The sequence below is a fragment of the Nonomuraea sp. NPDC004702 genome (assembly GCF_053601695.1).
The window spans coordinates 1-22,452 of the sequence record NZ_JBSGCE010000098.1 but is presented as its reverse complement, the minus strand read 5'-3'; the positions used below and the strand labels follow the sequence as shown (position 1 = coordinate 22,452).

The 22,452-nt window shown below is 65.9% G+C and carries 16 protein-coding genes; 12 read left to right on the top strand and 4 right to left on the bottom strand.

What is annotated here, in order from left to right:
* Positions 1-1,554: 1,554 nt before the first annotated feature.
* Positions 1,555-2,895 carry a hypothetical protein gene (locus ACWEJ6_RS49825; protein ID WP_452432512.1) on the bottom strand — a complete coding sequence of 447 codons (1,341 nt, stop codon included), beginning with the start codon at positions 2,893-2,895 and terminating at the stop codon, positions 1,555-1,557.
* Between the two features lie 1,501 nt (positions 2,896-4,396).
* Between ACWEJ6_RS49825 and ACWEJ6_RS49820 the strand changes: the two genes are divergently transcribed.
* From ACWEJ6_RS49820 to ACWEJ6_RS49780, 9 genes are all read left to right on the top strand, one after another.
* Positions 4,397-5,239: an SAM-dependent methyltransferase gene (locus ACWEJ6_RS49820; RefSeq protein ID WP_452432510.1), complete on the top strand. Its 843-nt coding sequence runs from the start codon at positions 4,397-4,399 to the stop codon at positions 5,237-5,239.
* A gap of 564 nt (positions 5,240-5,803) precedes the next feature.
* Positions 5,804-7,342: a hypothetical protein gene (locus tag ACWEJ6_RS49815; protein ID WP_452432508.1), complete on the top strand. Its 1,539-nt coding sequence runs from the start codon at positions 5,804-5,806 to the stop codon at positions 7,340-7,342.
* A 787-nt stretch (positions 7,343-8,129) separates the two neighbouring features.
* Positions 8,130-8,726 carry a methyltransferase gene (locus ACWEJ6_RS49810; RefSeq protein WP_452432506.1) on the top strand — a complete coding sequence of 199 codons (597 nt, stop codon included), beginning with the start codon at positions 8,130-8,132 and terminating at the stop codon, positions 8,724-8,726.
* 577 nt (positions 8,727-9,303) lie between these two features.
* Complete coding sequence (locus tag ACWEJ6_RS49805; protein ID WP_452432505.1) at positions 9,304-10,920, top strand: ATP-binding protein; 1,617 nt, start codon at positions 9,304-9,306, stop codon at positions 10,918-10,920.
* On the top strand, positions 10,917-11,312 hold the full coding sequence (locus ACWEJ6_RS49800; protein ID WP_452432503.1) for a roadblock/LC7 domain-containing protein: 396 nt from the start codon (positions 10,917-10,919) through the stop codon (positions 11,310-11,312). The genes ACWEJ6_RS49805 and ACWEJ6_RS49800 overlap by 4 nt, the downstream gene beginning before the upstream one ends.
* Positions 11,309-11,677, top strand: a complete 369-nt coding sequence (locus tag ACWEJ6_RS49795) for a DUF742 domain-containing protein (RefSeq protein WP_452432501.1) — start codon at positions 11,309-11,311, stop codon at positions 11,675-11,677. The genes ACWEJ6_RS49800 and ACWEJ6_RS49795 overlap by 4 nt, the downstream gene beginning before the upstream one ends.
* A complete protein-coding gene (locus ACWEJ6_RS49790; RefSeq protein ID WP_452432499.1) occupies positions 11,658-12,257 on the top strand; it encodes a GTP-binding protein in 600 nt (199 codons plus the stop codon). The genes ACWEJ6_RS49795 and ACWEJ6_RS49790 overlap by 20 nt, the downstream gene beginning before the upstream one ends.
* Positions 12,258-12,284: 27 nt before the next feature.
* Positions 12,285-13,541: a cytochrome P450 gene (locus ACWEJ6_RS49785; RefSeq protein ID WP_452432497.1), complete on the top strand. Its 1,257-nt coding sequence runs from the start codon at positions 12,285-12,287 to the stop codon at positions 13,539-13,541.
* Positions 13,542-13,571: 30 nt separating this feature from the next.
* Positions 13,572-14,912, top strand: a complete 1,341-nt coding sequence (locus tag ACWEJ6_RS49780; protein ID WP_452432495.1) for a cytochrome P450 family protein — start codon at positions 13,572-13,574, stop codon at positions 14,910-14,912.
* Positions 14,913-15,771: 859 nt separating this feature from the next.
* Here ACWEJ6_RS49780 and cutA read toward each other — a convergent pair.
* Complete coding sequence (gene cutA, locus ACWEJ6_RS49775) at positions 15,772-16,101, bottom strand: divalent-cation tolerance protein CutA (protein ID WP_452432494.1); 330 nt, start codon at positions 16,099-16,101, stop codon at positions 15,772-15,774.
* A gap of 912 nt (positions 16,102-17,013) precedes the next feature.
* Entirely contained in the window at positions 17,014-17,784 is a 771-nt protein-coding gene (locus tag ACWEJ6_RS49770; protein WP_452432493.1) for an HD domain-containing protein, read from the bottom strand.
* 81 nt (positions 17,785-17,865) lie between these two features.
* Between ACWEJ6_RS49770 and ACWEJ6_RS49765 the strand changes: the two genes are divergently transcribed.
* The 3 genes from ACWEJ6_RS49765 (at position 17,866) to ACWEJ6_RS49755 (ending at position 19,898) form a co-directional block, all read left to right on the top strand.
* Positions 17,866-18,099 (top strand): hypothetical protein, encoded by a 234-nt coding sequence (locus ACWEJ6_RS49765; protein WP_452432491.1) that lies wholly within the window; start codon positions 17,866-17,868, stop codon positions 18,097-18,099.
* Positions 18,100-18,221: 122 nt separating this feature from the next.
* On the top strand, positions 18,222-18,656 hold the full coding sequence (locus ACWEJ6_RS49760; protein WP_452432490.1) for a transposase: 435 nt from the start codon (positions 18,222-18,224) through the stop codon (positions 18,654-18,656).
* 723 nt (positions 18,657-19,379) lie between these two features.
* Positions 19,380-19,898: a topology modulation protein gene (locus ACWEJ6_RS49755; RefSeq protein ID WP_452432489.1), complete on the top strand. Its 519-nt coding sequence runs from the start codon at positions 19,380-19,382 to the stop codon at positions 19,896-19,898.
* 902 nt (positions 19,899-20,800) lie between these two features.
* Here ACWEJ6_RS49755 and ACWEJ6_RS49750 read toward each other — a convergent pair.
* Entirely contained in the window at positions 20,801-21,985 is a 1,185-nt protein-coding gene (locus ACWEJ6_RS49750) for an ISAs1 family transposase (protein WP_452432487.1), read from the bottom strand.
* Between the last annotated feature and the right edge of the window lie 467 nt (positions 21,986-22,452).

The window sequence follows — 22,452 nt, the reverse complement described above, 5'->3', positions numbered from 1 at the left end:
TCATCTACCTGAGGCTCCAGGTCTGCCTCCGGCCTTCGACGACTTCTCCCGAAAGGCCCGAAACGCCACCGCCAGCGTCCCGAACATCCCTCATCGCCCGAATTATTTCGCTGAGATCACCTCAGTAAGGACTGGAATAGCCCAGAGCTGCGGAGAAGTAAGACGAGAGCCTGTTGGCGCAATCCCAAATGCGGTAGGGGGAACGTTGAGGAAAACGACGACGTATCGACTATCGTTGGCTCGATCGACGGCGTCGGCGGCATCGCAAAGACTGCGCTGACTGCGGCGGGAAGCGCCGCACAGTTTGCCGGAGCCCGGGCTGCGCGAGATGCACATCTAGAGAGCTTGGCCACGCTGTCAAGGAATCAGCGGAACAAGATATCTACCGTTACGGAGGAGTGAGCGAGAGGACAGGGCAAACGGCTTATGGATGCGCCTCGAAGGGAAAACGCGCCGAGGATGAAGTAGTGGAAAAAACTTGGAGGAGACCCGAAAGATGTCCTCTTCAGTGAAGCAACCCGCCCTCGAACCAGAGAACAGCAGCCAATTTGCTTAGATGTCAATCCAAGTACAATCACTGGCAGTTCCCCGCGCGGGACCCCGCGTGAAGGAAGTATCTCACGTGGCGCCGACTATTAACGAGAGGTCGAAAAGTATGGCTGAATGGTCTCCCGGGGACGTCCGGTGGAGACCGGAGTGGGTCTCCACTCCGGGCTATGTCGACAACATTCCGATGTACCTGCGAATTCTTCGCCAATCGAAGGATATTAGGTCGGTAGGGGAAGCGCGCGTCTCTCTGGAGCATGCGGTCGCACTGAATATGGGCTTCATGAAGGGGCGTATTATCTCATCCCCTTCTTGATTGAACTGCTTCATTTGCGGACTTCTCATGTAAAGGTCGCAATCTAGAGTCTTCTGGTGGAAATCGCATATTCGGAGCCCTTGGGGGAGTCGAATGAGGTTGTCGACGACGATCACGCACCGATCGCTCTTGACGTCGCATGCCGCGATCGCCTCATGCGGGCGCTACCCGTCGCATGGGAAGATCTCACTAGCAGTGACGACGAGCCAGCTTGTGCCCCTGCTGCCCGCTCGCCCTACGGCGCAAGGGTCGAGTCGGCGCTGGGAACGCTTCTCTCCCGCGGTACAGCAACGCCGTGGCACAAACCGCATCCCGACCATCCCCGATCACCACTTGAGCAGGTCAGTAGCGCATTGACAGGGCTTCTGCTCTGCCTTTGAAGGTCGAGGCTATTTCATCGCTTCGTCTGGCTTCACCGGATCTTGCTAGTAGCGTTGCAAACCCATCCCTGGACACAGGTGGACGCCCATGGAAGTGGATCAAACCGATGGAGGCGCTGAGCGGGAGTCCATGACGGCGATGGACGTCGGTGGATGGTCTCGAAGTCCCTTGACCACAAAAGCCCAGCTCAGACTTTCACTGAGGAAGAGCGGCATCCGATCGGGAACACGCCCACGCCGTGTGGCGCCGGCCGCACAAATGGCGATGTCGCGCAGCGGATGGGCCGGGGCCTTCCATGTTGCCGCTCCCGCTCACGTTGTTGGAAGGGCGGCCAGGAGGGGACGAGCTGCTTCCCACACGTCACGGACCGCTGGGAAGCTGGCGTGGGCCTCGAGTTCTCTAAGCAGCTCGCCGATTCGCAAGAGCAGTCTGGCCGAGGTCATCTGGCCGGCCAGCGCGATGAGCTGCAGGGCGACATCACACGCTTGGGCGATGTCTACGTCGCTCGCCGTTAGGTGAGCAGACGCCTTGGCGGCCAGGGAGAAGGCGAGAGGTCTGCCGCTCCTGCGGGCGTGCAGGCTCGCCTCCACGGCTTGTAGGGCTTGGTCTCCGAGCCTCAGATTGCAGTAGACGCGCGCCAGCTCGTGCTGAATGTTGGCTTGGTCGTAGATGCCGATCCACTGTGGCTCACGACCGGTGCCGATCTTGTCTTGGCAGCGGCGAAGCTGGGACACGACTCGGATGGTCGCCGGTTTGTCGCCGGTCATCGAAAGGGCCAGGGCATGCTTGGCCAGGAGAAATGCCTTCGCGAGTGGTGGCGCGTCGACGGCCAGGGCGGCGCCTCTGCCGCTGTAGTCCACAGCGCGCCGGATGCGAGTGGCGCCATGGCCTCGGTGGCGGTGGAGGTGTGCCAGTTGAGCCTGATGGATCTCCTGCTCGCCTTGCCGGGCCGAAACCCAGGCCTTGAGTGTGACATCTTCGCTCCGCTGGGCCGCACGGCGCGCTCTGCCCAGCAAGCGCGTGGACGTGCTCGTCGAGCCGGCATCCAGGTGCATGGCCGCGGCCCGCAGAGTGAACTCGGTGACAACGCCGAATAGTTCCTGGCGGACATGGTCCGAAGCCGGTGCGTGTAACCGCGGCTCGATGACGTTAAACAGATAGTCGGTCGCGTACGCTCTCGCGTGCTGGTCGCTGAAATGGCGGTCGGAGATGGTGAGCGCCGCCAGAACATTTCGGAAGATCTCAACGTCGAGGAGTTCCGTGCGCCTGCGCGCACGGGGCGGAGGCGAACTGTGGCCCGTCCCGGTCTGAGGCGGTGCTGGGTGACCCTGGCCACCGGCGGCCCACATTGTCTCTAACGAGATCCCTGACCCGTCCCTGCCGGGCGCGGGCTGCTCCTGGTAGGTCTCGAACAGGTCCTCGACCGGTATGGATAACGCCCTGGCGATGAGACTTCTGTATCGTCCCTGCGGACGGCGTGTCGTTCCCGCTTCCCACAAGCGCAGATTGCGCATCATGCTTTCTCTCGCTGGCAGGGCGAACCCGGCGGGAGCCAGCTCATAGAGCCGGTCGACAAACTGTCTGGGGTCGGGGAAGCGCTGCTGACGCAGTATGCGAAGCCGTCGCGCCCACTCCGGCATATGCTCGTTCATGGCACCTTTCGGACAGAAGAAAGCGGGAGCCCTGGCCGCCCGCTCTCCATCATATTCCTCCAGATTTCGCTCTCTTCAGGACTTGGCCGTCCACGCCGCACCTGGCGCGGGGCCGCCTCGGGTGTACATCGCCACCGCTCCGTCCCGGTGAAAGGTCCGTTGGGGGAGCGAAAGAGCTGCGGAGGGAGCGGGCAAGGTGAGGATTGGCCGGGTGCCGTGCACCGCGGGAGGGGTTGGGAATCTCTGGTGGAAATTCTTCCGCATTCTTCCGGATATTTCCGCGGCGGAAGGGCTTTCATCCCCGAGATGGGGAGCGCTTTAATGTGGTCGTTGTTCTGATCGGCACGCTGAGCAGTCTTCATGATGGCGGCATGAAGACTGCTCAGCCGGAAGACGGAGACCAGTTGTGAGGTGCGGTTCTGCGGCATGGGGAGAAGGCGATCCAAGATCGTGGCACACGACTCGTCTACGGCTTGGGCCTCGTGAAGAACGCCGGGGAATCCCGCGCCGCCGGCATGGCTCTAACGCGCGGATATCGCCGGAGCCGAAGCGGACTCGCCTTGGGCGCCGATCGCCGGGAACGACAGGATCTCTGCCGGACCGCGGTCGACGAGTTCCTGAAGGGTGCGCCGAAGAGGTCATCCGGGCGACGCTCCACAAACTCGACCGCTCCGACTCCACCCGCACCTCAAGCTGGAGCGCGCTCACCGGGCTCGATCTGTGTAGCGACACTCTCCGCCAGGCGCACACACCAGCTACGGACCACTTGAGTCGATCTACGAGAGCTCCCCGCCAAGCCCGCCCGCCGTCCTTCCGTGACCGTAGACCCTCACTGACCTCCCAACACCCCAAGACCGTCACCGGAGTTCCCTGGCGGTCTCCATCTCCCTCTGCGTGGCTCCGCCAGTCCGCCAGGTCCTGATCACTCAGCTGGGCGACGGCGCTAGGTAAGGCGTGCGCGGCCGACGCGCTCTCTCCCATACCAAGGCGCACGTCCCGGCCCAACGACTTCTGTAGCGACGCACCGAGAGCCGCGATCGGTCACCACCGTCGCTCTAGCGGAGCCACCAACACCATCCAGCAGCCAATAAGAACGGCTAGAAGAACTAACGGGCTCGTCACATAGCTCGCGGATATGCGAGGAGTCCCGGATCGGAGATGGCCCGACCCATGACAGCAACGGTATCCGTGGGTGGCTCACTCGCCCACCACTTCTTGGTAAGTCCCCGCAGGCGATGCCGGTGAGTGCTCTCCTAGCCTGCCACGAGTCTCTTAGCCAGCCGGACAGAATCAATCGGCCTGCCCAGCTGAGCCGCGCCGCTGTTCGGCCGCTGCCGGCCAGCACCACCGCGACCCCAACCCCCGGCGCGGGCATGGCCGCCGGCACCGCCTTGACCGCTGAACGCGACATCACGCCTGCCCGTCACGCCGGCAGGTCGACGTCCCTCCTCGTTCAACGCCCACGCCCCCGGCCAAGCCTCGCACGTACGGGAGGTCGGCGATGACCGGGCAGTCGACGGCGGGCCGCCGGCATAGCGTTCCCGCCGATGAGCCATGCGCGGCACGCGTGTACAACTATCTCCTGGGCGGCGAGGAGAACTTCGCGGTCGATCGGAAGGCGGCGCGGGAACTGCTGCGAGTCATGCCCTCCGCGCGCCAGGCCGTTCAAGCGAACCGCTGGTTTCTGATTCGGGCCTTAAAGTACGCGCTCAGCTTGGGGCACACGCAGTTCCTCGACATCGGTTCTGGATTACCGACAGAGCTGAATGTGCACCAGGTGGTGGCTGAGACACAGCCGGGCGCGCGTGTGGTCTACGCCGACAGCGACGAGGCCGCCGTCACCCACGGCAAGCGCCTTCTGCGAGGCGATCAGGTGGCGATGATCTGGGCCGACCTGCGCAGCCCGGAGGAGCTCTTGAAGAAGGCAAGCCGGACGCTCGATCTCCAGCAGCCGGTGGTAGTGAGCCTGGTCGGCGTCCTACATTTCATCCCCGAGGGGTGGGGTCCCGCCCAGCTGCTGGCGAAACTTCGAAACGGTCTAGCGGCCGGAAGTCTCCTCATCGTCTCGCACGCGTGCGCCACCGAAACCCCCAACCCAACGGTCGAGGGCGCCATCGCCGACGTGGACGAAACGCCTCAGCCCACTGCCGCGCGCAGCTCGGAGGAGTTTTTGGGGCTGCTACAAGGCACTGCGCATGAACCTGGCCTCGCCCCGGTCTGGCAATGGGATCCGGCCAGAAGTGCCACCTCACAGGAGAAGGAGCCCGTCCCTGGAGTCGACTTGCGCGGGGCAGTCGTCGACTGGAGTCCCGACACCACCGCACCATCTCATGCGGCACGCTGACCAGTCATCCGCGGTCTTGGCCAGGAGCCGCGGTCCGAGCGGCGGTGAGGTGCCGGCCAGCCGCCGGCACCTCACCGTGCCGCCCTCATACCTAGTCCCATCGCCGGACGTCATGCGGCCCCAACACGTCGTGCCACTCTGTCCACGAGACGGGGCGCCGGCCGCTGTCGGGATCCCATCGCGGGCCGAACGGTCACACACCGTCCACCAACTCCCGCGGCGAGTACGGCTGGCCTTCCCGCCGTCGATGCCCGGCCGGGCATATCGTCGCGCGCAAGACGATCTCACGCGGGCGCGTGCCGTCGAACGCCGGGCTAGCGCGAACAGCGCGACCTCAGCGCCCCCTCCCGCCCGGGCGACGTCGGCACCGAGCACGGGCACTCCGTGGTGTCAACGAATCCTCAAGGCGTGGCAGTTGGCGGCGCCAGTCCGCGACCTCGGTGCTTGGGAACGCGCGCGCGAAGCGGTCAAGAGGCCGGACGGCCGCACGATCGTCATCACCCGCGACAGCCGTCTTCGCGGGCGGCTCGATGGCAGCCCCGCCTCGTCCTTGCGAGGCCGTCCATGACGATCGTCCGCCCGGAGCCGGCTCTGGTCGACGATGTCCGCCGAATCCAGAACATTCTTGACAACCTGGCCATCTACGCGGCGCTGCAGAGCCTGTGTGAGCTACGCGTCTTCGATCGTTTGGCCCATTCGGCCGCCACCGTCGATGAGCTCGCCGAATGGGCGGCATCGACGATGCGCGCTGTGAATATCAGCCGCGACTATCTGGCACGGACGCTGCGCGCGGCCTGGGCACACGGCTGGGTGCTGCTGGGCCCTGAAGGCCATTACCACCTGAGTGAGGTGGGGGAGAGCCTCGACGGCCGTGCCGCCGTGTCCGCCGTTACCATGGTGACCCGAGCCGCACCGTGGCGACAATCTCCGACTCGAAGGCTTGAGCTTTCCGCGAGGCGAACCGCTGACCGTGGCGGGTCTGTCCACAGGGTCGTGCACCGGCTCGATCTGTATGGGGCTCTGCGCCTGTTGTGCGAGCTTCGCGTGCCTGATCGTCTGGAGATGGGAGCCGCCACCTTCCCTGAGTTGCGCGCCTGGTGCGGGCGTGTAGCCGCCGAGCACGGCGACAAGCTCGATCTCTCGAGACAGGCATTGGCCCGGCTCTTGCGAATCGGGCTGTCGCAGGATTGGCTGGCCGCGACACCGGCGGGCTTCTACCGGCAGACCGCCCTAGGGGCCTTACTCACCAGCAGGCCGGTCTCGATGCGGCCCGCGGTGCTGACCTACGCGCTGCGGCCCTGGTGGGAGCCGCTGGCCAACATGGGCGAGACTCTGCGCACAGGCCGACCCGTGGCGCTGAACGGCGCCGACTCGGCCGACAGTCCACTGGCAGTCGAATCGGCACAAGCGCAGACCCACATCGCCGCTTTTCACGCCAACCGGAGCACCACGATGGCAGCTGGCATCGCCGCGGCCATCGAAGGCACGCCCGCCCAGCGGATCTCCCATGTGGTCACCATCGGCGGGAACGCCATCTTGCTGGATGAGATCCTTCGTCGCCTCCCTCATCTCACCGGCGTCCACGCTTCCCTGGGAGAGCGTGAAGGCGCCATCGAACGGCTGCGTGGCCTCCATGGTCGTGAGGGGCGCTGGAAAGGGCGCGTCGGTGGCGATGGCTTCTCGGGCGTCTCCGGCCCGTGGGGTCGCCCGGTGTTCCTGCTGTGGGAGGTGATGAACACGCTGGCGGCGGACGAAGGGCTGAGGCTTTTGGCAAGCGTCGCCGGCGCTATGGACCGAGCTGGCTCCTCCAGCGTCCTGTGGCTCGTCCAGTCGGTGCTGCCCGACACACCCGGCGCTCATCATGCCCTCGCGCAAGACCTGTTGCAGATGACCCGCACCAGGCTCGGACGCGAACGCACGCTGAGGGAGTACACCGCGCTGCTCGGCAAGGCGGGCTTGCGTCCCACCGGGATCCGGGAGGCCGGACCGCAGCTGATCATCACCGCCTGTCGTCCATCTGCCCACGCGCCGCACAGCCGGGCGCCGATGATGTCAGTGGCGAGCGGTCCTCTCGTCTCCCCGTCTCCCTCGCGAGCACGATGACCCCTGGAGACATGGCAGGCGTCTGTACTCGCTCATGTGCCGGGCCAGGTGGCGAGCGAGCTCCCGCCACGGGCGCCGTCCGCTGCCGTATCCGTCACCTCGTCCCCGTGCCACGGATCGCGTACCGCTTCCTCGGCCATGGGCGCGCGCCGCACCGGATACCTGAGGCGAGACCGCCCGCCGTTGGCGCCCCACCGCCGCCATGACGGGGACCGCCCGAGCGTCCCCCAGCCGTATCGCACACACGCACGACCGACGCGGTGCCCACTGGGCCGCCTCGTACCCGAACAGGATTTTCCCCCATATGACCAGCACCGCGTTGCCCCCTTCCGACGCGTACCGGCCGCCGCTCTCTACGAGCGCCCCGATGAGCCCACTCATCCAGGAGACCGTCCAGGCCGCTCTGCACGCGCTGCACGCCTTGGGCGCCCTGGAACGTCTCCGCCGAGGCCCGGCCTCGACCGCGGACCTCCTGTCCCCGCACCGGCTCCCATCTCCCACCCAAGAACAGCAAACCGAAAACCTGGTCCGGCTGCTGCGCTGGGCTCAGGCCCGGCTCTGGATCACGCGGGGACGTTCCAGAGCCTGGAGTCTGACCAAGACCGGACACCTCATGGCCCGCCCGGCGTCCCCCGTCTCCTCCACGACGCCCACCAGCGGGCCACCCGCCTGGGCGGAACTGGGACGCCGAATCCTAAACGCCGTCAGGACGGGAACCGGCCCTCAGGACGGGCCCTGGACCTCCCTGCACGGCTGGCGCGATGCGGCACCCCCGCGGGTCGCCGAGATGCTGCTGGAGCACCTGCGCGACCGCAGCGCCACCGCGGCCGCTCTGATCTCCGAGCTCGATCCGCACGACGTCGAGAAGGTCATCGATGTCGGAGGGCACGGCATCGTGCTCACAGCACTGCTCACTCGCCATCCCCGGCTGAAGGGCATGCTGCTCAATTCGCACCTCACGGCCGAAACCCGAGCACAGCTCCACCATGACGACGTTCTGATCCGCTGGCACGACAAACGGGTAGTCGACGTCCTGCGGGGCGGGGTACCGATGACCTACCGGCCGCTGTTCCTGCTGGACAGCGTCCTGTGCCAACTCGGCGACCAGCAAGCACTGGACCTGCTGCGCCACATGGTCGCGGGCATGACCGGTGTGGGCCGGGCCGAGCTGTGGCTCATCGAGCCGGCTCTCCCTCGTCTGGGCCTCGCCCAGGACGGTCTCAGCGTGGACCTGTGGTGGATGGCACTGACACCACAGGGACGTGTTCGCAACCCCAGACAACACCGCGAGCTCCTCAGGCGTGCTGGGTGGCCCTCGCCGGTGGTCCGGCGTCTCAATCGAGAACTGATTCTGATCACCGCGCGCCTCCCGCTTCCCCCGTGACTGCCATCGAAGGAGGCGAGTAACGCCGAACCGCCAAGGCGAAGGTTGATCCATGCCTCGGCCAAGAGCGCCCTCACCCCGGAAGAAGCTGTCCAACATCCTCACAGAAATCACCGCGTCATGAGACTGCCACATCTCCTCACAGGCATGGGCCTTCTGAGGGGCGTTGCCGAGTGCGCCGATGCCAGCTCGCCCTCCATGACGAGCGACCGCACGCCGACCGTGGTCGACCTCGGCAGCTTCCGCCGCCCACGCGACAGCACCGACATACCCATGCGAGCACGGTTCCAGGTGAGGGAGCCGGCCAGCCGCGAGACGTCACGCGGCTGGCGCGAGATGCCGGTCGGGGTAGTCGAAACCGTCCGGCGCCGAGCGAGCAGTCTGCGATGACCCTGGAGCCGACGGCATCTCACGCACCCGGTCGCCTCGAGGAGCGCGCCGAGCCCCTCGGGCGCGCTCACAGCATCCCGCCCTGGTGCGGCCAGCCGGGGCGAATGGCTCGCGAGGTTGCGCTCGCCGCGAGGCGCCCTCGCAGCCGATCTCTCAACTGTTCTCTGTCCCCGACACGAAGGTGACCATGGTTCACTCCCCTTCTCCGCAGCCTCGGCTTTCCCCGGAAAGACGCTGGCTCGCGCCGGTCGCCCAGATCGGTGGCATGCTCGGCAGCGGGTGCGCGATCGCCCTGCTGATCGTGCTTCTCAACGCCGGCCCACGCTCCGTCTCCCTGGCGCTGTGTCTGGGCACCCTGGTCGGCGGGTGCGTCGTCACGAGCGCCGTCTGGCAGCTGAACACGAGGCTCATCCGCCTCAAGGTTGATCAAGAACAGCAGGCGGTCGCGTTCAGTTCCCGGGAGACGCGCCTGCGGGCGGAAACCGACGATCGCGTCCGTGAGCGCGTGCACGCGGCCACGGCTGAGATGAGCGGCGCCGTGCGACGCCTGATGACCCACCTCCTCGAGACTCGCCTGCCGGCTGTGATCGCCCGCACCACAGTCCCAGCCCCGCCCTACGAACCCTGCCTCGGCGATGAGATCCTCACGCGCGTGGAGGACGTCGTCCACGTCGTCGACGCTGTCATGGAGCAGCAGCGGGACCGGCGGGATGCCCTCCGGCAAGTGCTCATCGCACTCGCCCGGCGCGTGCAGCCCTCGGCGCACCGCATCCAGCAACATGCCACGGACATAGCCGAGGCCAGGCTGGATGACGAGCTGGTCCAGGCGACCATGATGCACATCGATCACGCTGCCGCCCAACAGGCCCGAGCCGCGCAATCCTTGGCCGTGCTGTGCGGTGACTGGCCCGGGCAACAGTGGCGCACCGCCTACCGCCTGGTCGAGATCGTCCGTGCCGCCTCCGGCCGGATCCTGGACTATCGCCGCATCAAGGTGACCGGTGATCCCACCCTGGCCGCCACAGCCGCCGTCGTCGAACAGCTCATCCACCTGGTGGCAGAACTCCTGGCCAACGCCACCACATGCTCCCCACCCAACATCGTGGTCGAGGTCGACGTACGCCAAGTGCAACGCGGAGCCGCCATCGTCATCGACGACGGCGGCGTCGGCATGGACGAATACCGGCTATCGGCGTACAACGCCATCGCCTCAGGCGAGCGTGTGCCTCAACTGGAAGACCTCGTAGACGCCCTGCAAACCGGTCTGCACGTGGTAGGTACGCTCGCCCAGCGACACGGCATCCGTGTAACGCTGACCCAATCGCCCCTCGGCGGTGTGCGCGCCGTAGTGCTCGTCCGAGAAGAACTCATAGAGATCATGGACCAGGGCGTACCCACACACGCGCAACGAGCCGACAGCGCCGCCTCCGCCCCTACGAGCACCCTCCCGGCCACGGGCATGCCCGCGGCCGCGTCCCCTCCCGCTCCCCCCACAGCGCCCGCCATCTCTCCCACCGGCCAGCCCACCCCAACGGTGATCAGGAATGCGCCGATCCCTCAACCCTCCGCGCAGACGAACGCCCCGCCCCTACCAAACCGACGTTCCCCTCGCCATCAGGCACCCCCTGTCGACACCGCACAGCCCCCAGCACCACCCCATCCGGTCTCCGACGTGATACCCGACCGCAGTGACTTCCTGGCCGACTACCTGGCGGGAGCTCAAGGCATGCGATCTCCCACCCTTCAGCCTCACAACCGCCCGGCCAGCCCACCCGCAACTCCCGCTGAAGAGGAATCATCATGATCGACAACAAGTGGATCATCCAAGAGGTCGTCGACACACCCGGAGTACGGCACGTCGTGCTCTCCACCGCCGACGGACTGGCCAAAACCTGGTGCGAGAGCACCAGCCGGGACCAAGCGGACCGCCTGGCCGCCACAACGGCCGGACTCACATCGCTCGGGCTCCAAGTCGGCAGAGAATACGGCCAGAACACCTGCGCCATCGACACAGGCCTGTTCACCTTCGACGGCGGACATCTGTTCATCCGGATCGCTGGCGAGGGCTCCAGACTCGTCGTCGTGGCGAGCCCACAAGTGGATCCCCGCGTGGTATCACAGCGCATGCAGGAACTGATCCAGCGCCTGGGACAGCAGACCTTCAGTACACCACCACGCACCGCATCTGGCACATGAACGACCCCGCCGCCCCGCAGCCCTACGACGACCTTGCGGTGCGGCCCTACGTCATGCGAGGCGGACGAGTGCGCCCCTCCCGTGCCAAGATCGGTGTCAACACCCTCCTCATGGCCGTACCAGACGGCCCGCCCCTGCCCCTGACGGCCACCAACGAGCAGCGCGAAGTGCTGGCCATGTGCGCCCGTCTGCACCCCTTGGTCGAGGTCGCCGCCCGCCTTCGCCTGCCGGTCAGCGTGATCACCATCGTGGTGGGCGACCTCGTCGACTCCGGACGCCTACACGCCCGCTCACCCATCCCGCAAGCCGGCCGCCCCGACCTGACCATGCTGCTGGAGTTACTCGATGGCCTCCGTAACCTCTGATCGATACCCCTACCTCCCCACCACGGTGCAGCAAACCGCGAAGATCCTCGTCGTCGGCGGCTTCGGTGTCGGCAAAACCACGCTAATCGGCTCTGTATCGGAAATCGCGCCGCTACGCACCGAAGAAGCCATGACAGCCGCCAGCGTCGGCGTCGACGACCTGACCCATCTGCCTGCCAAGCACGAAACCACCGTCGCCCTCGACTTCGGCCGCATCACCATCAGCTCCACCTTGGCCCTGTACCTGTTCGGCGCCCCCGGCCAGCACCGATTCTGGCGCATCTGGGACGACCTGGCCTACGGTGCCGTCGGCGCGCTGGCGTTGGTGGACACCCGCCGCCTGGATGACAGCTTCGACGTGCTCGACCAGCTCGAAAGCTTCAGCGATCTGCCTTTCGCCGTGGCCGCCAACATCTTCCCCGACAGCCACCCCTACCCTCTGGCCAGACTGCGCGACGCCCTCGACCTGCCACCAGGCACCCCGCTGACATCCTGTGATGCCCGTGACCGAACCTCCGCCCGCGCCGCGCTGATCACCCTCGTCGAGCACGTGGCCGCACTCACCCCCGCCCACCCATAACCTCGACAACTCAGGACTCACACCATCATGCACTCCCACCAGCCATCCCCACCGCCGGCCACAGCACGTCACGCGCACCCCACCGAACTGGTGTCGCTGTCGCAGATCACCGCCGCCGCCGATCCCGCGATCCTCTACCGGCACCTGCGCGACCACTGGGGCCAGGTGGCCCCCGTCGAGCTCGAGCCCGGCGTGCGGGCCTGGCTTGTCATGGGCTGGGAAGAGATCACCATCATCGCCCGCAACGAAGCCCTGTACTCCCGCGATGCCCGAAACTGGCGCGATCTGCGCGATGGCATCGTCGCCCCCGACAGCGGCCTCGGGCCGATGATGTTCTGGCGCGCCAACGTGATCGGCCATGACGGGCGCGAACACCGCCGTCTTCGCGCCCCCCTGGATGATCTAGTCTCTCGCATCGACCCGCGCCGGCTACGCCGCTCGGTCGAAACCATCTGCGCCGACCTCGTCAGCGGATTCGCCACCCGCAGCCACGCCGACTTGATCAGCGACTACGCCGCGATCGTTCCGATGCTCGCCGTCGCCAGCCTGTTCGGCATCGAAACCAGCAAAGGACTCGAACTCCTGGCTGGGCTCATGGCCCTATTCGGCAGCGGCGCCGACTCCCAAGCGGGCAACGCCTCCTTCGAAGACCTGCTCGCCGAGGTGATACACGCCCGCCGCCGCCAGCCCGCCGATGACCTGACTCACGCGCTCATCACCCATCCTCTCCTGCGCAACGACGCCGAGATCCTCCAGTCGATGGTCGTGATGATCAGCGCCGGCTACGAGACCACCTTGATCTGGATCGCGCAAACACTGAGGATGATGCTGACCGACCCACGCCTGGCCGGCCGCGTCAACGGCGGCCGCCTGGGCATCAACGAGGCGCTCCATGAGGTGCTATGGCGGGACCCACCCATGACCCACATGCCCACACGCTTCGCCCTACGCGACACCAAACTAGGCGGCCGCCTCATCCGTGCCGGAGACGCCCTCGTCCTTGGTCTGGCCGCGGCCAACAGCGACACTCGGGTCGTTACCCAGGACGCCGTCATGGCGCTAGGCAACCGCTCCTACCTGGCCTTCAGCGTCGGACCCCATCAATGTCCCTCCCGCGACCCGGCACGCCTCATCACCCGCGCCGCGGTGGAGACCGCCTTCACCCATCTGCCAGGCATGAAACTGGCTCTCCCACCGCAGGACATACCCTTGCGGCCCTCACCGTGGACGCGCTGCCCAGCCGTCCTGCCTGTGACCTTCCCGCCAGGCCCCCGCTCTCGGTGACCACGTCGTAACCCAACACCTCACCCCATCGTGCTGGAGGAATCGGTGCCCGCTCCACATCAGTCCACTCCCGCGGCCAACCCCGACGACACCGGACCGGCCCCATCCGCCGCATCCGACAATCACGCCATTCCTGTCATCACCTTGGACCAATACGGCGCCGACCACCACGGCGAAGCAGCCCGGCTGCGCGCCGCCGGTCCCGTCGTACGTGTTCTGCTGCCCGACGACATCCCCGCCTGGGCCATCACACGCCACGACCTTCTGTACAGCGTCCTCACCAACCCCGACATCAGCAAGGACTGGCGAACCTGGACCTGCGTCCGCAACGGTGACATCCCCGATGACTGGCCCCTCACCGGCATGCTCAAGGTCACCAACATGGTCACCGCCGACGGCACCACGCACCAACGACTCCGCCGGCCGGTGACCAGAACCCTCACCGCGCGGCGCCTGCACGAGATGCGCCCTCGCATCACCGCCCTCATCGCTGAGGTCATCGACGCGCTGCCATCCCACGCCGACAGCACTGGCACAGTCGACCTGCGCCAGCACTTCGCCTATCCCATCCCGATGGCCGTCATCTGCGAACTCGTTGGCGTCCCCGAAACCGACAGGCCCCATCTGCGGCACCTCGTCGAATCCATCTTTCGATCCACCACACCCGCGCGGGAGGTGATCCAGACACAAGCCGATATCACCAACGTGCTTACGAGGCTCGTCCAGGAACACCACCATAAACCCGCGGCCGACCTCACTACCGACCTGATCCAACTCCAACGCCATGACCCTGACGCGCTCACCGACGAGGAGCTCGTCGGCACCCTATGGCTGATGATCGCTGCCGGGCATGAGACCACCCTCAGCCTGCTCCTCAACGCGGTTCGTGCCCTGCTCACCCACCCCGGCCAGCTGAACGCGGCTCTGCGGCAGGCCGCCGCGACTCCAGAGGACACTTGGGCCGCCGTGGTGGAAGAGGTCCTGCGCTGGGACGCACCGATCGGCAACTTCATGGCCCGCTATCCCCGAACCGATCTGACCATCGCCGGTGTCACCATCCCCGCGGGTGACGCGATCTTAGCCCCCTACAGTCTTCTCGGCCGTGACCCCGCCCAGCACGGTACCGACGCCGACGTCTTCAACTGGAACCGGCCGCCCAGCAGGCATCTGGCCTTCGGCGGCGGCCCCCACGCCTGTCCAGGAGCCTCACTGGCCCGCCTGGAAGCTACCCTTGCGCTGGCCGCCCTCTTCGAACGCTACCCAGACATGCGGCCAGCCGTGCCCACCGGCGACCTCAATCCTGTCCCCTCCCTGTTCTCCAACTCCGTCCAGTCACTTCCCGTCCTCCTGTCTCCTCATCCTCACCAATAGATGGGATAGCCACGAAGGCTCACCAGTGTGCTGGTGAGCCTTACCCGAGTGCCAGGCGTCGATCACCTCGCCTTTGACACGGATGGCCTGTTCGGCGCAGCGGCCGATCGAGATCAGGAATCACGTGCGCAAGCCCCTCGCCTGGGCGCGAGGCAGCTCCTCGGGGAGATCTGAAGATGGAGCTGAGGACCTCGATTCCGTCGTGGATGTAGCGGTAGTAGTGGCCCAGGAGACGCGATGATCGCGGCCGAGCGCGGCGGCCTCGTCATCGCCTCGGACCAAGGCACCACTTTGACCGCTCGCCGGAAAGGGCTCGAACCCGGCTGCGTTTCGACGTACCTCGCAGTCGGAATCTCCATGCGGGAGTTGAGCAAGGTGCTGAAGGGGTGCGTGAGAGAGCGAGTGGCGCACGATGGGTAATCGCCGTCATCGATGGCGCCGCTGCTTCGGAGTCGACGTCGAAGTCGTCCGCCGCGACTTGCCACGAGGGGTCCACCCCATTACCACGCCGCTGGGTGGCCGAGCGCACCTTCGGCTGGCTGATGCTCCACCGCCGCCTCACCCGCGATTACGAAGCACATCTCGGCAGCTCCGCTTGTTTGAGCAAAGGATGGCGGTTACCAGGCCAGCGCGACCTGGCCCTGTCTCCCAAATCCGCTCTGCCCTGCCTACGAACTGACCTGAGATCTCCTTTCTCAAGGCTCATGCAACGGCATGCGAACTCGCAAGGACGGGGCTTTCTTGGTGAGAGACACAAAATTCCTTATGCGGCTACCTGGTTTCGGGACGATCGGCCAAGGGCTGGCCCGATGGCGGAATCAGACCGCCGCCCGTGCTCCTGTAGAGGTTTTCGCCACAACTAATCGCCATTTCGCTTCGTCTCGTCGCTAATCCAGCTCAGGTATTCAGGGCTGCCGTCGATGATCTCCGTTGCGATTATCTCCGGCGTGTCGTAGGAGTGGTGTTCTTTTATGTGCACTTCGAGTGCGGCGAAGGCGTCGACGGTTGTCTTGATGAGTAACTGCCATTCCTGGGTAGTCTCAACCTTTCCCTCCCACCAGTAAACGGAACGGATCGGCCCTACGATTTGAACGCACGCGGCTAGACGCGCCGAAGTGATTGTTTGCGCCAGAGCGGCGCCTTCCTCGGCGCTCGATACAGTGGTCAGGACCTGCGTATAACCCTGCACAACCAGTTCCCCTTGCGTCGAAGGTAGTGATCAATGAGATCTTCAGTCATATTGCCGCAGGTCAGGAGCGGTGGCTTGACAAGGATGGAGCCTGTGGACTGTGGCCAGGCCCAGACCTCCTGGCGGCTGAGCCCTGGCCGGTGGATGCGCCATCAGTCCTGCTCAGGAGAACCGGGCAAGGAGGATGAAAAAGGCTCACTCAAGTTTTACGCCAGGCTACCGTACAGAACGACCAGTTAACCACAGCCAGATGCTTCACGCTCGTTCTATCGGGCATGAAAGTCACCTTGATTATTCCTCGCGCATGTCTGCTTCTCGCCTCAAAGCGCCCGTCCGGCTGCAAGCATCGCATGGATCTCTCGAAGTCACTGGTATTGAATAATTCTCTCGGCGGCGGACGATAGAATTTGTTCCGTGCTGACATTTACCATCCATAAAGTGCCATGAATAGGAAAGTTCACGGTCTTCGGGCTGAGGGAATTGACGTGCAAGCTAACCTATCGCCTCGACGGCTTGCTCTTTAGTATGGGACGGCCAATGGGTGGCCGTATATGCGAATCGACGGATTGATGACATCGTTCAACCCCCTTGGTCCGTCGACAGGAAAGTGAGTTTATTCGCTTAGAACGTCACGCCCTCGCTGCTTTTCGGAGCTAACTACAGCGAACAAGATGCCTCCGTGCTCAGAGTTCGCGAAGCGGGCAGCCTCTCCGGCGAGTTCACATCGCCGTTGCAGTCTCGCTTCATTTCGATAGTGAACATTTCTGTGTCCCGGCTGTGCTCTATCGCCCGATTCGCTTCGCTGAGATCACCTCGATGGATCGGACAAGAAGACCTCCGAGCTTCTCGATATCCATCCAACTGCGCGGCTGCGAATCGACCATGAGATTCGCTCTGAAGGTAGTCATCTGTCTAGGATATACCTGTGAAAGATCGCAAACGGTTCTCCGTTCGCTTCGCGGCAGCAAGCAGCTCAGGTGATGCCTCAACGATGAACTGTGTCACCAGACTATCTGGGCCATAGCGCTCTTTGATCTCAGCGATACGCTCAGGGCCAGCTGTTGGATTACCATCGGGAGTCGTCGTGATATCGCAATACCAGAGCGCATCTCGAACTACCGAAGGTCCTTCGTCGTCAAACACCGCAAGATCATGCTCCAGGCCACGTATGCGCGCTTCAAGGCGCGCATACGTGTGATGCGCGATGAGGTTCACGAGCCGTTGAGGAGCGCCGATCCCTTGGAGAAATCTCGCGCCATCAAGGGGATGAAATCCGGAAGTCGCGAGGTTTGGCGCATAACCGATGTCATGGAGAACCGCAGCAGCCACTAGCAGCTCCGCGTCGGGGCCCATGACGGGCTGAAGCATCCGCGCCTGGGCAGCAACGCCTTGAACATGGGCCCACCGACGCGGCAGCGCCTCGGCGAGGTGTTGTCGCGAAAGACTGAAGGCCCATGCGGTTAGCGACATAGGACTACGATACTGAGGCCTACAGACGCCACCTGCTTTCGACAGGCTACTGGCGGCGTCGCCGCCAATGGTGAGCGCCTTCCCAAACGCACCGAAGGCCGCAGCACCGGCCAGGCAGACAGTACGGCCAGTGGCCCATGTCACCGCCTTGGCGATCGCGCGAAGGCGGGAACGGTCATCGACGCCGGACATCGCCTTGACCTCATCTGCCATGACTCCATCGGCGCTCGGAGTCGAGGGCACCGGCGTCTCTGGAACAGCCCGGCACGCCTGCCGCGGACCGAGCACATCGACGTGGTTGAGATCGACCGGCCCGACCGCAAAACCCGCCGCTTCCAGGGAAAGCCCCACTCGATAGACGCCATCGCCGCCGCCAAAACCGCGCTCGCGGGGATCGGACTGGCACGCCAAAGCAGCGTGACGGTCGCATCGAGGCGTTGCGCAACCCGCGCGAGGCCCGGCGCAGAGCCGTCGACCAGCGCGCCGACACCCAACGCCAGCAAGGCCCTGATCGTGACCGCCACATGACGTGCGCGAACACCTGCGCGGCCTGTCGATCACGCAACTGATCGCCACTTGCGCGGCCCCGCGTCCCGACCGCGGCGCCGCCGCTGACCCTGCCACCGCCAGCCGGACCGCGCCGCGCCGCGTTGCCTTGCCTGCCGCCATCAGCAGCTGTCCGACGAGATCGCCCACCTCGACGAGTTCCTATCCGCCCTGGTGACCGCGATCAACCCCCGGCTGGCCGCCACACACGGCGTTGGCACCGACACCGCTGGCCAGCTCCTGGTCACCGCCGACGAGAACCACGACCGACCGCACAGCGAAGCCGCCTCGCCATGCTTCGCGGCGTCGCGTCGATCCCCGCCTCCTCCGGCAAGACCACCTGGCACCGCCTCAACCGCGGCGGCGACCGCCAAGCCAACGCAGCCCTCTACCGCGTGGTCCCGCGTCGCGTGCGCTGGGACCCCCGCACGCGCGCCTACATGGAACGACGCACCCAGGACGGCCTGTCGAAGAAGGAGATCATCCGCTGTCCGAAGCTACATAGCCCGCGATCTCTACCGGATAATCGCGTCAAGTGATCAGGAAAGCTCCTCTTGACATCCACAGGAGCATCCCCAGCGGGGTGAGCCAAGCGTGAACAGGCCCGCTTGGAGGCCGCCGGATTGTTCGCCGCGGTGGCCAGGAAGCTCGGGGTCTCACGTAAGTCGGCCTCTGTCTGGCAAAGGCATGGCGCGAGGCAGAGGTCCGGCCGCGTGGAGATGGCGTGAGGATCAACGGTGGACCGTGGCGCGCTCCACGGCGCTGGCCGGCCAGTTATTCCGCCTGTCGTACGCGCGGCGCTGGATTGCCATCCGTCGTATCGAATGGGCCGGAGCCCGCGGGCGCCCCAGCGCTGCGCCGGCCGCGACGAAGCGGCGATCGCCACCTGGGTGAAGGACCCTGGCCACTGGCGGAACACGGCGCGGGACCGGGAGGCGCGGATCCGCTGCGCCGACGAGGCGAGCCAGCGTGCTCAGCCCCACCTGCCGTTGGCGCGGCACTCGGCTCGACAATGTGTGCAGCGCCAGCTGCGTTCGCTCGGGGACCCGGTCACGAACCGTCGAGGAGCACCGCCCGATGGCGCTGCTGGACAATGGACGTAGCCGCCAGAGCCATTCCTGGGCGCGTGAGGAGCGGATCGGCGCCCGCCTGGCCGAGCGAGAGCCCTTCGGCCCAGCCACCGGGATACCGTCTCGGACATCCTGCTCGCCACCCACCCCGAGCGTGCCGGGCAGGGGCTGCGATGACTATGTTGGAGGGCCATGCAGATGAACCGGGTCGCCGTCGTCGGGTCCTGTGGCAGCGGCAAGTCCTACCTCGCCCGCGAACTCGGCCGCTTGCTCCGAGTGCCGGTTATTCACCTTGACAGCGTCTTCTACGACGATGAGTGGAACGCGCTGCCAAGCGAGGAGTTCGAGGCCGCCCAGCGCGAGCTCGTCGCCGCTCCGCGCTGGGTCGTTGACGGCAACTACAACTCCTCCCTGCGGGTCAGGCTGGAGGCCTGCGACACCGTGGTGATGATGGACGTCTCCACCCCGGCCGCCTTGTGGGGCATCCTGTCCCGCCAGGTGCGGCATGGCGCCGGACAGCACGCCCAGGGTGTCTTCAACCGCGTCCACTGGGGAGTTGTCCGTTACGTCGCCTCCTACCGGCGTACGATGCGCCCCCAGGTCTTGGCAAAGATCAACCAGTACTGCGTCGGCAAGCAAGTGGTGTTCCTGACCAACCGTGCCCAGATAAAGCGCTGGCTGCAGCGGGTGGCGACCAATCGGTACCAGTAGCAGCGTGAGCCGCGGGAGGCCCGTCCCTTCTCCCTTCACGGTCGCCGGGGACCTAGACGCTGGACTTGAGCAGCACTTTGTGGAAGAGCCCGAAATCGGGGAGTCTCACGAACCGACGCGCTCCCGTCGCGAGCCTTTCCAGCCTGATGGTTCTGGGGCGCGGCGGGCTGGCGCAGGAGGGATGGCGGTTGAGAGAAGGCTTCCGGTGGGGCGGCGGTCGACCAAGATCGGATGCCCCAACTGGGGGCTCGGTGCTGTCTGACCGTGCCTCGATCGCGCTGGCCAACCACACCCTCATCCGCCTGGCCGAGCTGATTCACAGCCAGTGGGCTGAGCGTCGTGGCCGTTCGCGTCGGTTGGGCCCGGTCAGGCGAACACCGCAGATCCTGACCCACACGCGTAGCAGCGAAACCTAGTGCCGTGTTGCCGCCGGTACAGCTGCGGCTTGGTACCACGTCAGCGAATGTGTGGCACCGGCGGCGGCGCCGGCCGAGGGCGCGCATGCCGGGGCGTGCCGTCCTACGAGTCCGCCGGTTTGCGCCATGAGGGCGCACCTCGTCCGGGCGCCTCGCAGAGTCGGCGAGCGGCCGTACTCCAGCGATGAACATGGCGAACATCGGTGGGGGAGGAGGAACGCGCCGGCATGGCCCATCCTGCGGGCTAGCTGGTGCGGACCTCGCCCACGCCGCCGGGCGCTACCCATGACATGCGTGGGGCCCCGGCGGCCGACCACATCAAGGCATTGACTGGCGCCGGCGTGAAGACCATCGTCAGCAGGGGATGATCAGCGCAGGAGAGGCACGGTCCGCACCCTGTTCTAGGGGCCTCGCCATCATCGCTGGGCATCGCGCGGTCAGCCGGGCCTCAACCGCGCCCACTCCACACCCAGGGCCGTAGCGTTCTCAGGTCGTGAGACCGAGTAGATGCAAGCCGTCGGCTGGGTGGCCGCGGTAGTAGTCGGCGGCGCGGGCGATGTTGGTCCAGCCGAGTAGGCGGGCCAGGCCGATGGCCAGGTTGCGCAGACTGGCCAGGATGCGCGGAGCTGCTCCGGTCCGGACCCGACAGGCGTCTTCGTGGTAGGTGACATCGCGGATGTGGTGCATGGCCTCGATGCTCCAGGGGCCGCGAATCAATGCGGCGAGCTGGGCGTGGGTGATCCGGCCCGGTGGGAGACTGGTGATCGCGTAGATCATGACGATGGCGGTCTTGCCGGTTCTGTGGTCGGTGCGGCGGCGTTTGACCTGGACGGCCTGAGCCGCGTGAGGAAAGGGCAGGCCGGGCCGGACGGTGCGGAACTTCATGCGGCGGATCTCGCGGCGGCCGTGTCCGGTCTCGTCGGTGCGGGCGTTGAGGATGGCCTCGCGCCAGGGCAGGGCCTTGAGCCGGCGCAGGAGCGTGGGCTGGTTGCCATTGACGATGAACAAGTAGTGGCCGCCCGCGGCGGTGATCTGCTGGGCGTGGTCGTGCTGGGTGTGCGGGGCGTCGGCGGTGATGACCGTGCCGGGCAGGTCCAGGTCGCGCGGCAGGGGTGTGAAGGCGGGGATTTCGTCGCTCTTGGCCTCGATCTGGCGTTGGGCCAGGACGGTCTGGGTGTCGTGGCGGATGGCGGCCAGCAGGTGGACCGCGCCGTCGGGGGTGCGGCTGCCGCGCAGGGTCTTGCCGTCCACGGCCAGGCCGAGCGGGGGCGTTCGGGTGGGGGTCGCCTGTTCGGGTGGTTGGCAGGTGGCCAGTGCGGCGAGGTAGCCGCAGGTCGCGGCGTCGAAGGCGTCGCCGTCCAGGCGGGCCAGCAGCCGTCCGAGGGTGGAGGCGGCCGGCCGCGTCGTGGCACGGAGGCCGAGTCGGATGCGCGGGGCGGGGTCGTACCCGGCGATGAACCTGGCGAGCTGCGCCAGTGATGTTGCTCCGCTGAGGACGGCGAGCAGGGTTAAGGCGAGGATCGGTCCTCGCTGGTAGCGGCATCCCCCGCAGCCGCGGGGGTCGGGCACGGTGTCCAATACCACGGCCAGGGTGGGCAGGTCGATGGCCGGGTCGGTGAGGGTGACGTGCTCCAAGTGGCGGGAGAGCACGTTGATCGGGGATGATGGCACGCGAACGCGGCCCCTGTTCTTGATCGACTGGCTAGACACCGACGATCATCAGGGGTCGCGTTTGTCATCTCCGCACTGGGGCGCCCTCACTGGGCCACTCGGCCCAGGGGTGCAGCAGTCTCACCAACCGAGAACGCAACGGCCTTGACTCCACACCCGCGCCATTGGCGAGCGCTCTGTCGCCACCTTGATATCTCCAATTGGTTCCCACCAAGCCGCGCCCCTGCCTACATCAAGCGATCGCGGTCGTCCGGGCGATCCCCATCCCTCAATTCATCGAAGATGACCCTATTTAGCGCGAAAGGACTTACGGAGCCTCTTTCATCCTATTACCGCAGGCCAGCAGCGGTGGCTGGCGAAGATGGCCCCTGTGGCAATGCCACTGAGCTTATTTGGATCATCTAGTTGAGCTGCGGTTTCATGTGGCTGGCCGGTGGTGGCGCTACCTTGATCCCGTGTCTTCCAAC

Coding starts and splice junctions, on each gene's coding strand:
- ACWEJ6_RS49825 (WP_452432512.1), bottom strand. CDS start 2,895: ATGAACGAGCATATGCCGGAGTGGGCGCGACGGCTTCGCATACTGCGT.
- ACWEJ6_RS49820 (WP_452432510.1), top strand. CDS start 4,397: ATGACCGGGCAGTCGACGGCGGGCCGCCGGCATAGCGTTCCCGCCGAT.
- ACWEJ6_RS49815 (WP_452432508.1), top strand. CDS start 5,804: ATGACGATCGTCCGCCCGGAGCCGGCTCTGGTCGACGATGTCCGCCGA.
- ACWEJ6_RS49810 (WP_452432506.1), top strand. CDS start 8,130: ATGCTGCTGGAGCACCTGCGCGACCGCAGCGCCACCGCGGCCGCTCTG.
- ACWEJ6_RS49805 (WP_452432505.1), top strand. CDS start 9,304: ATGGTTCACTCCCCTTCTCCGCAGCCTCGGCTTTCCCCGGAAAGACGC.
- ACWEJ6_RS49800 (WP_452432503.1), top strand. CDS start 10,917: ATGATCGACAACAAGTGGATCATCCAAGAGGTCGTCGACACACCCGGA.
- ACWEJ6_RS49795 (WP_452432501.1), top strand. CDS start 11,309: ATGAACGACCCCGCCGCCCCGCAGCCCTACGACGACCTTGCGGTGCGG.
- ACWEJ6_RS49790 (WP_452432499.1), top strand. CDS start 11,658: ATGGCCTCCGTAACCTCTGATCGATACCCCTACCTCCCCACCACGGTG.
- ACWEJ6_RS49785 (WP_452432497.1), top strand. CDS start 12,285: ATGCACTCCCACCAGCCATCCCCACCGCCGGCCACAGCACGTCACGCG.
- ACWEJ6_RS49770 (WP_452432493.1), bottom strand. CDS start 17,784: ATGGCAGATGAGGTCAAGGCGATGTCCGGCGTCGATGACCGTTCCCGC.
- ACWEJ6_RS49755 (WP_452432489.1), top strand. CDS start 19,380: ATGCAGATGAACCGGGTCGCCGTCGTCGGGTCCTGTGGCAGCGGCAAG.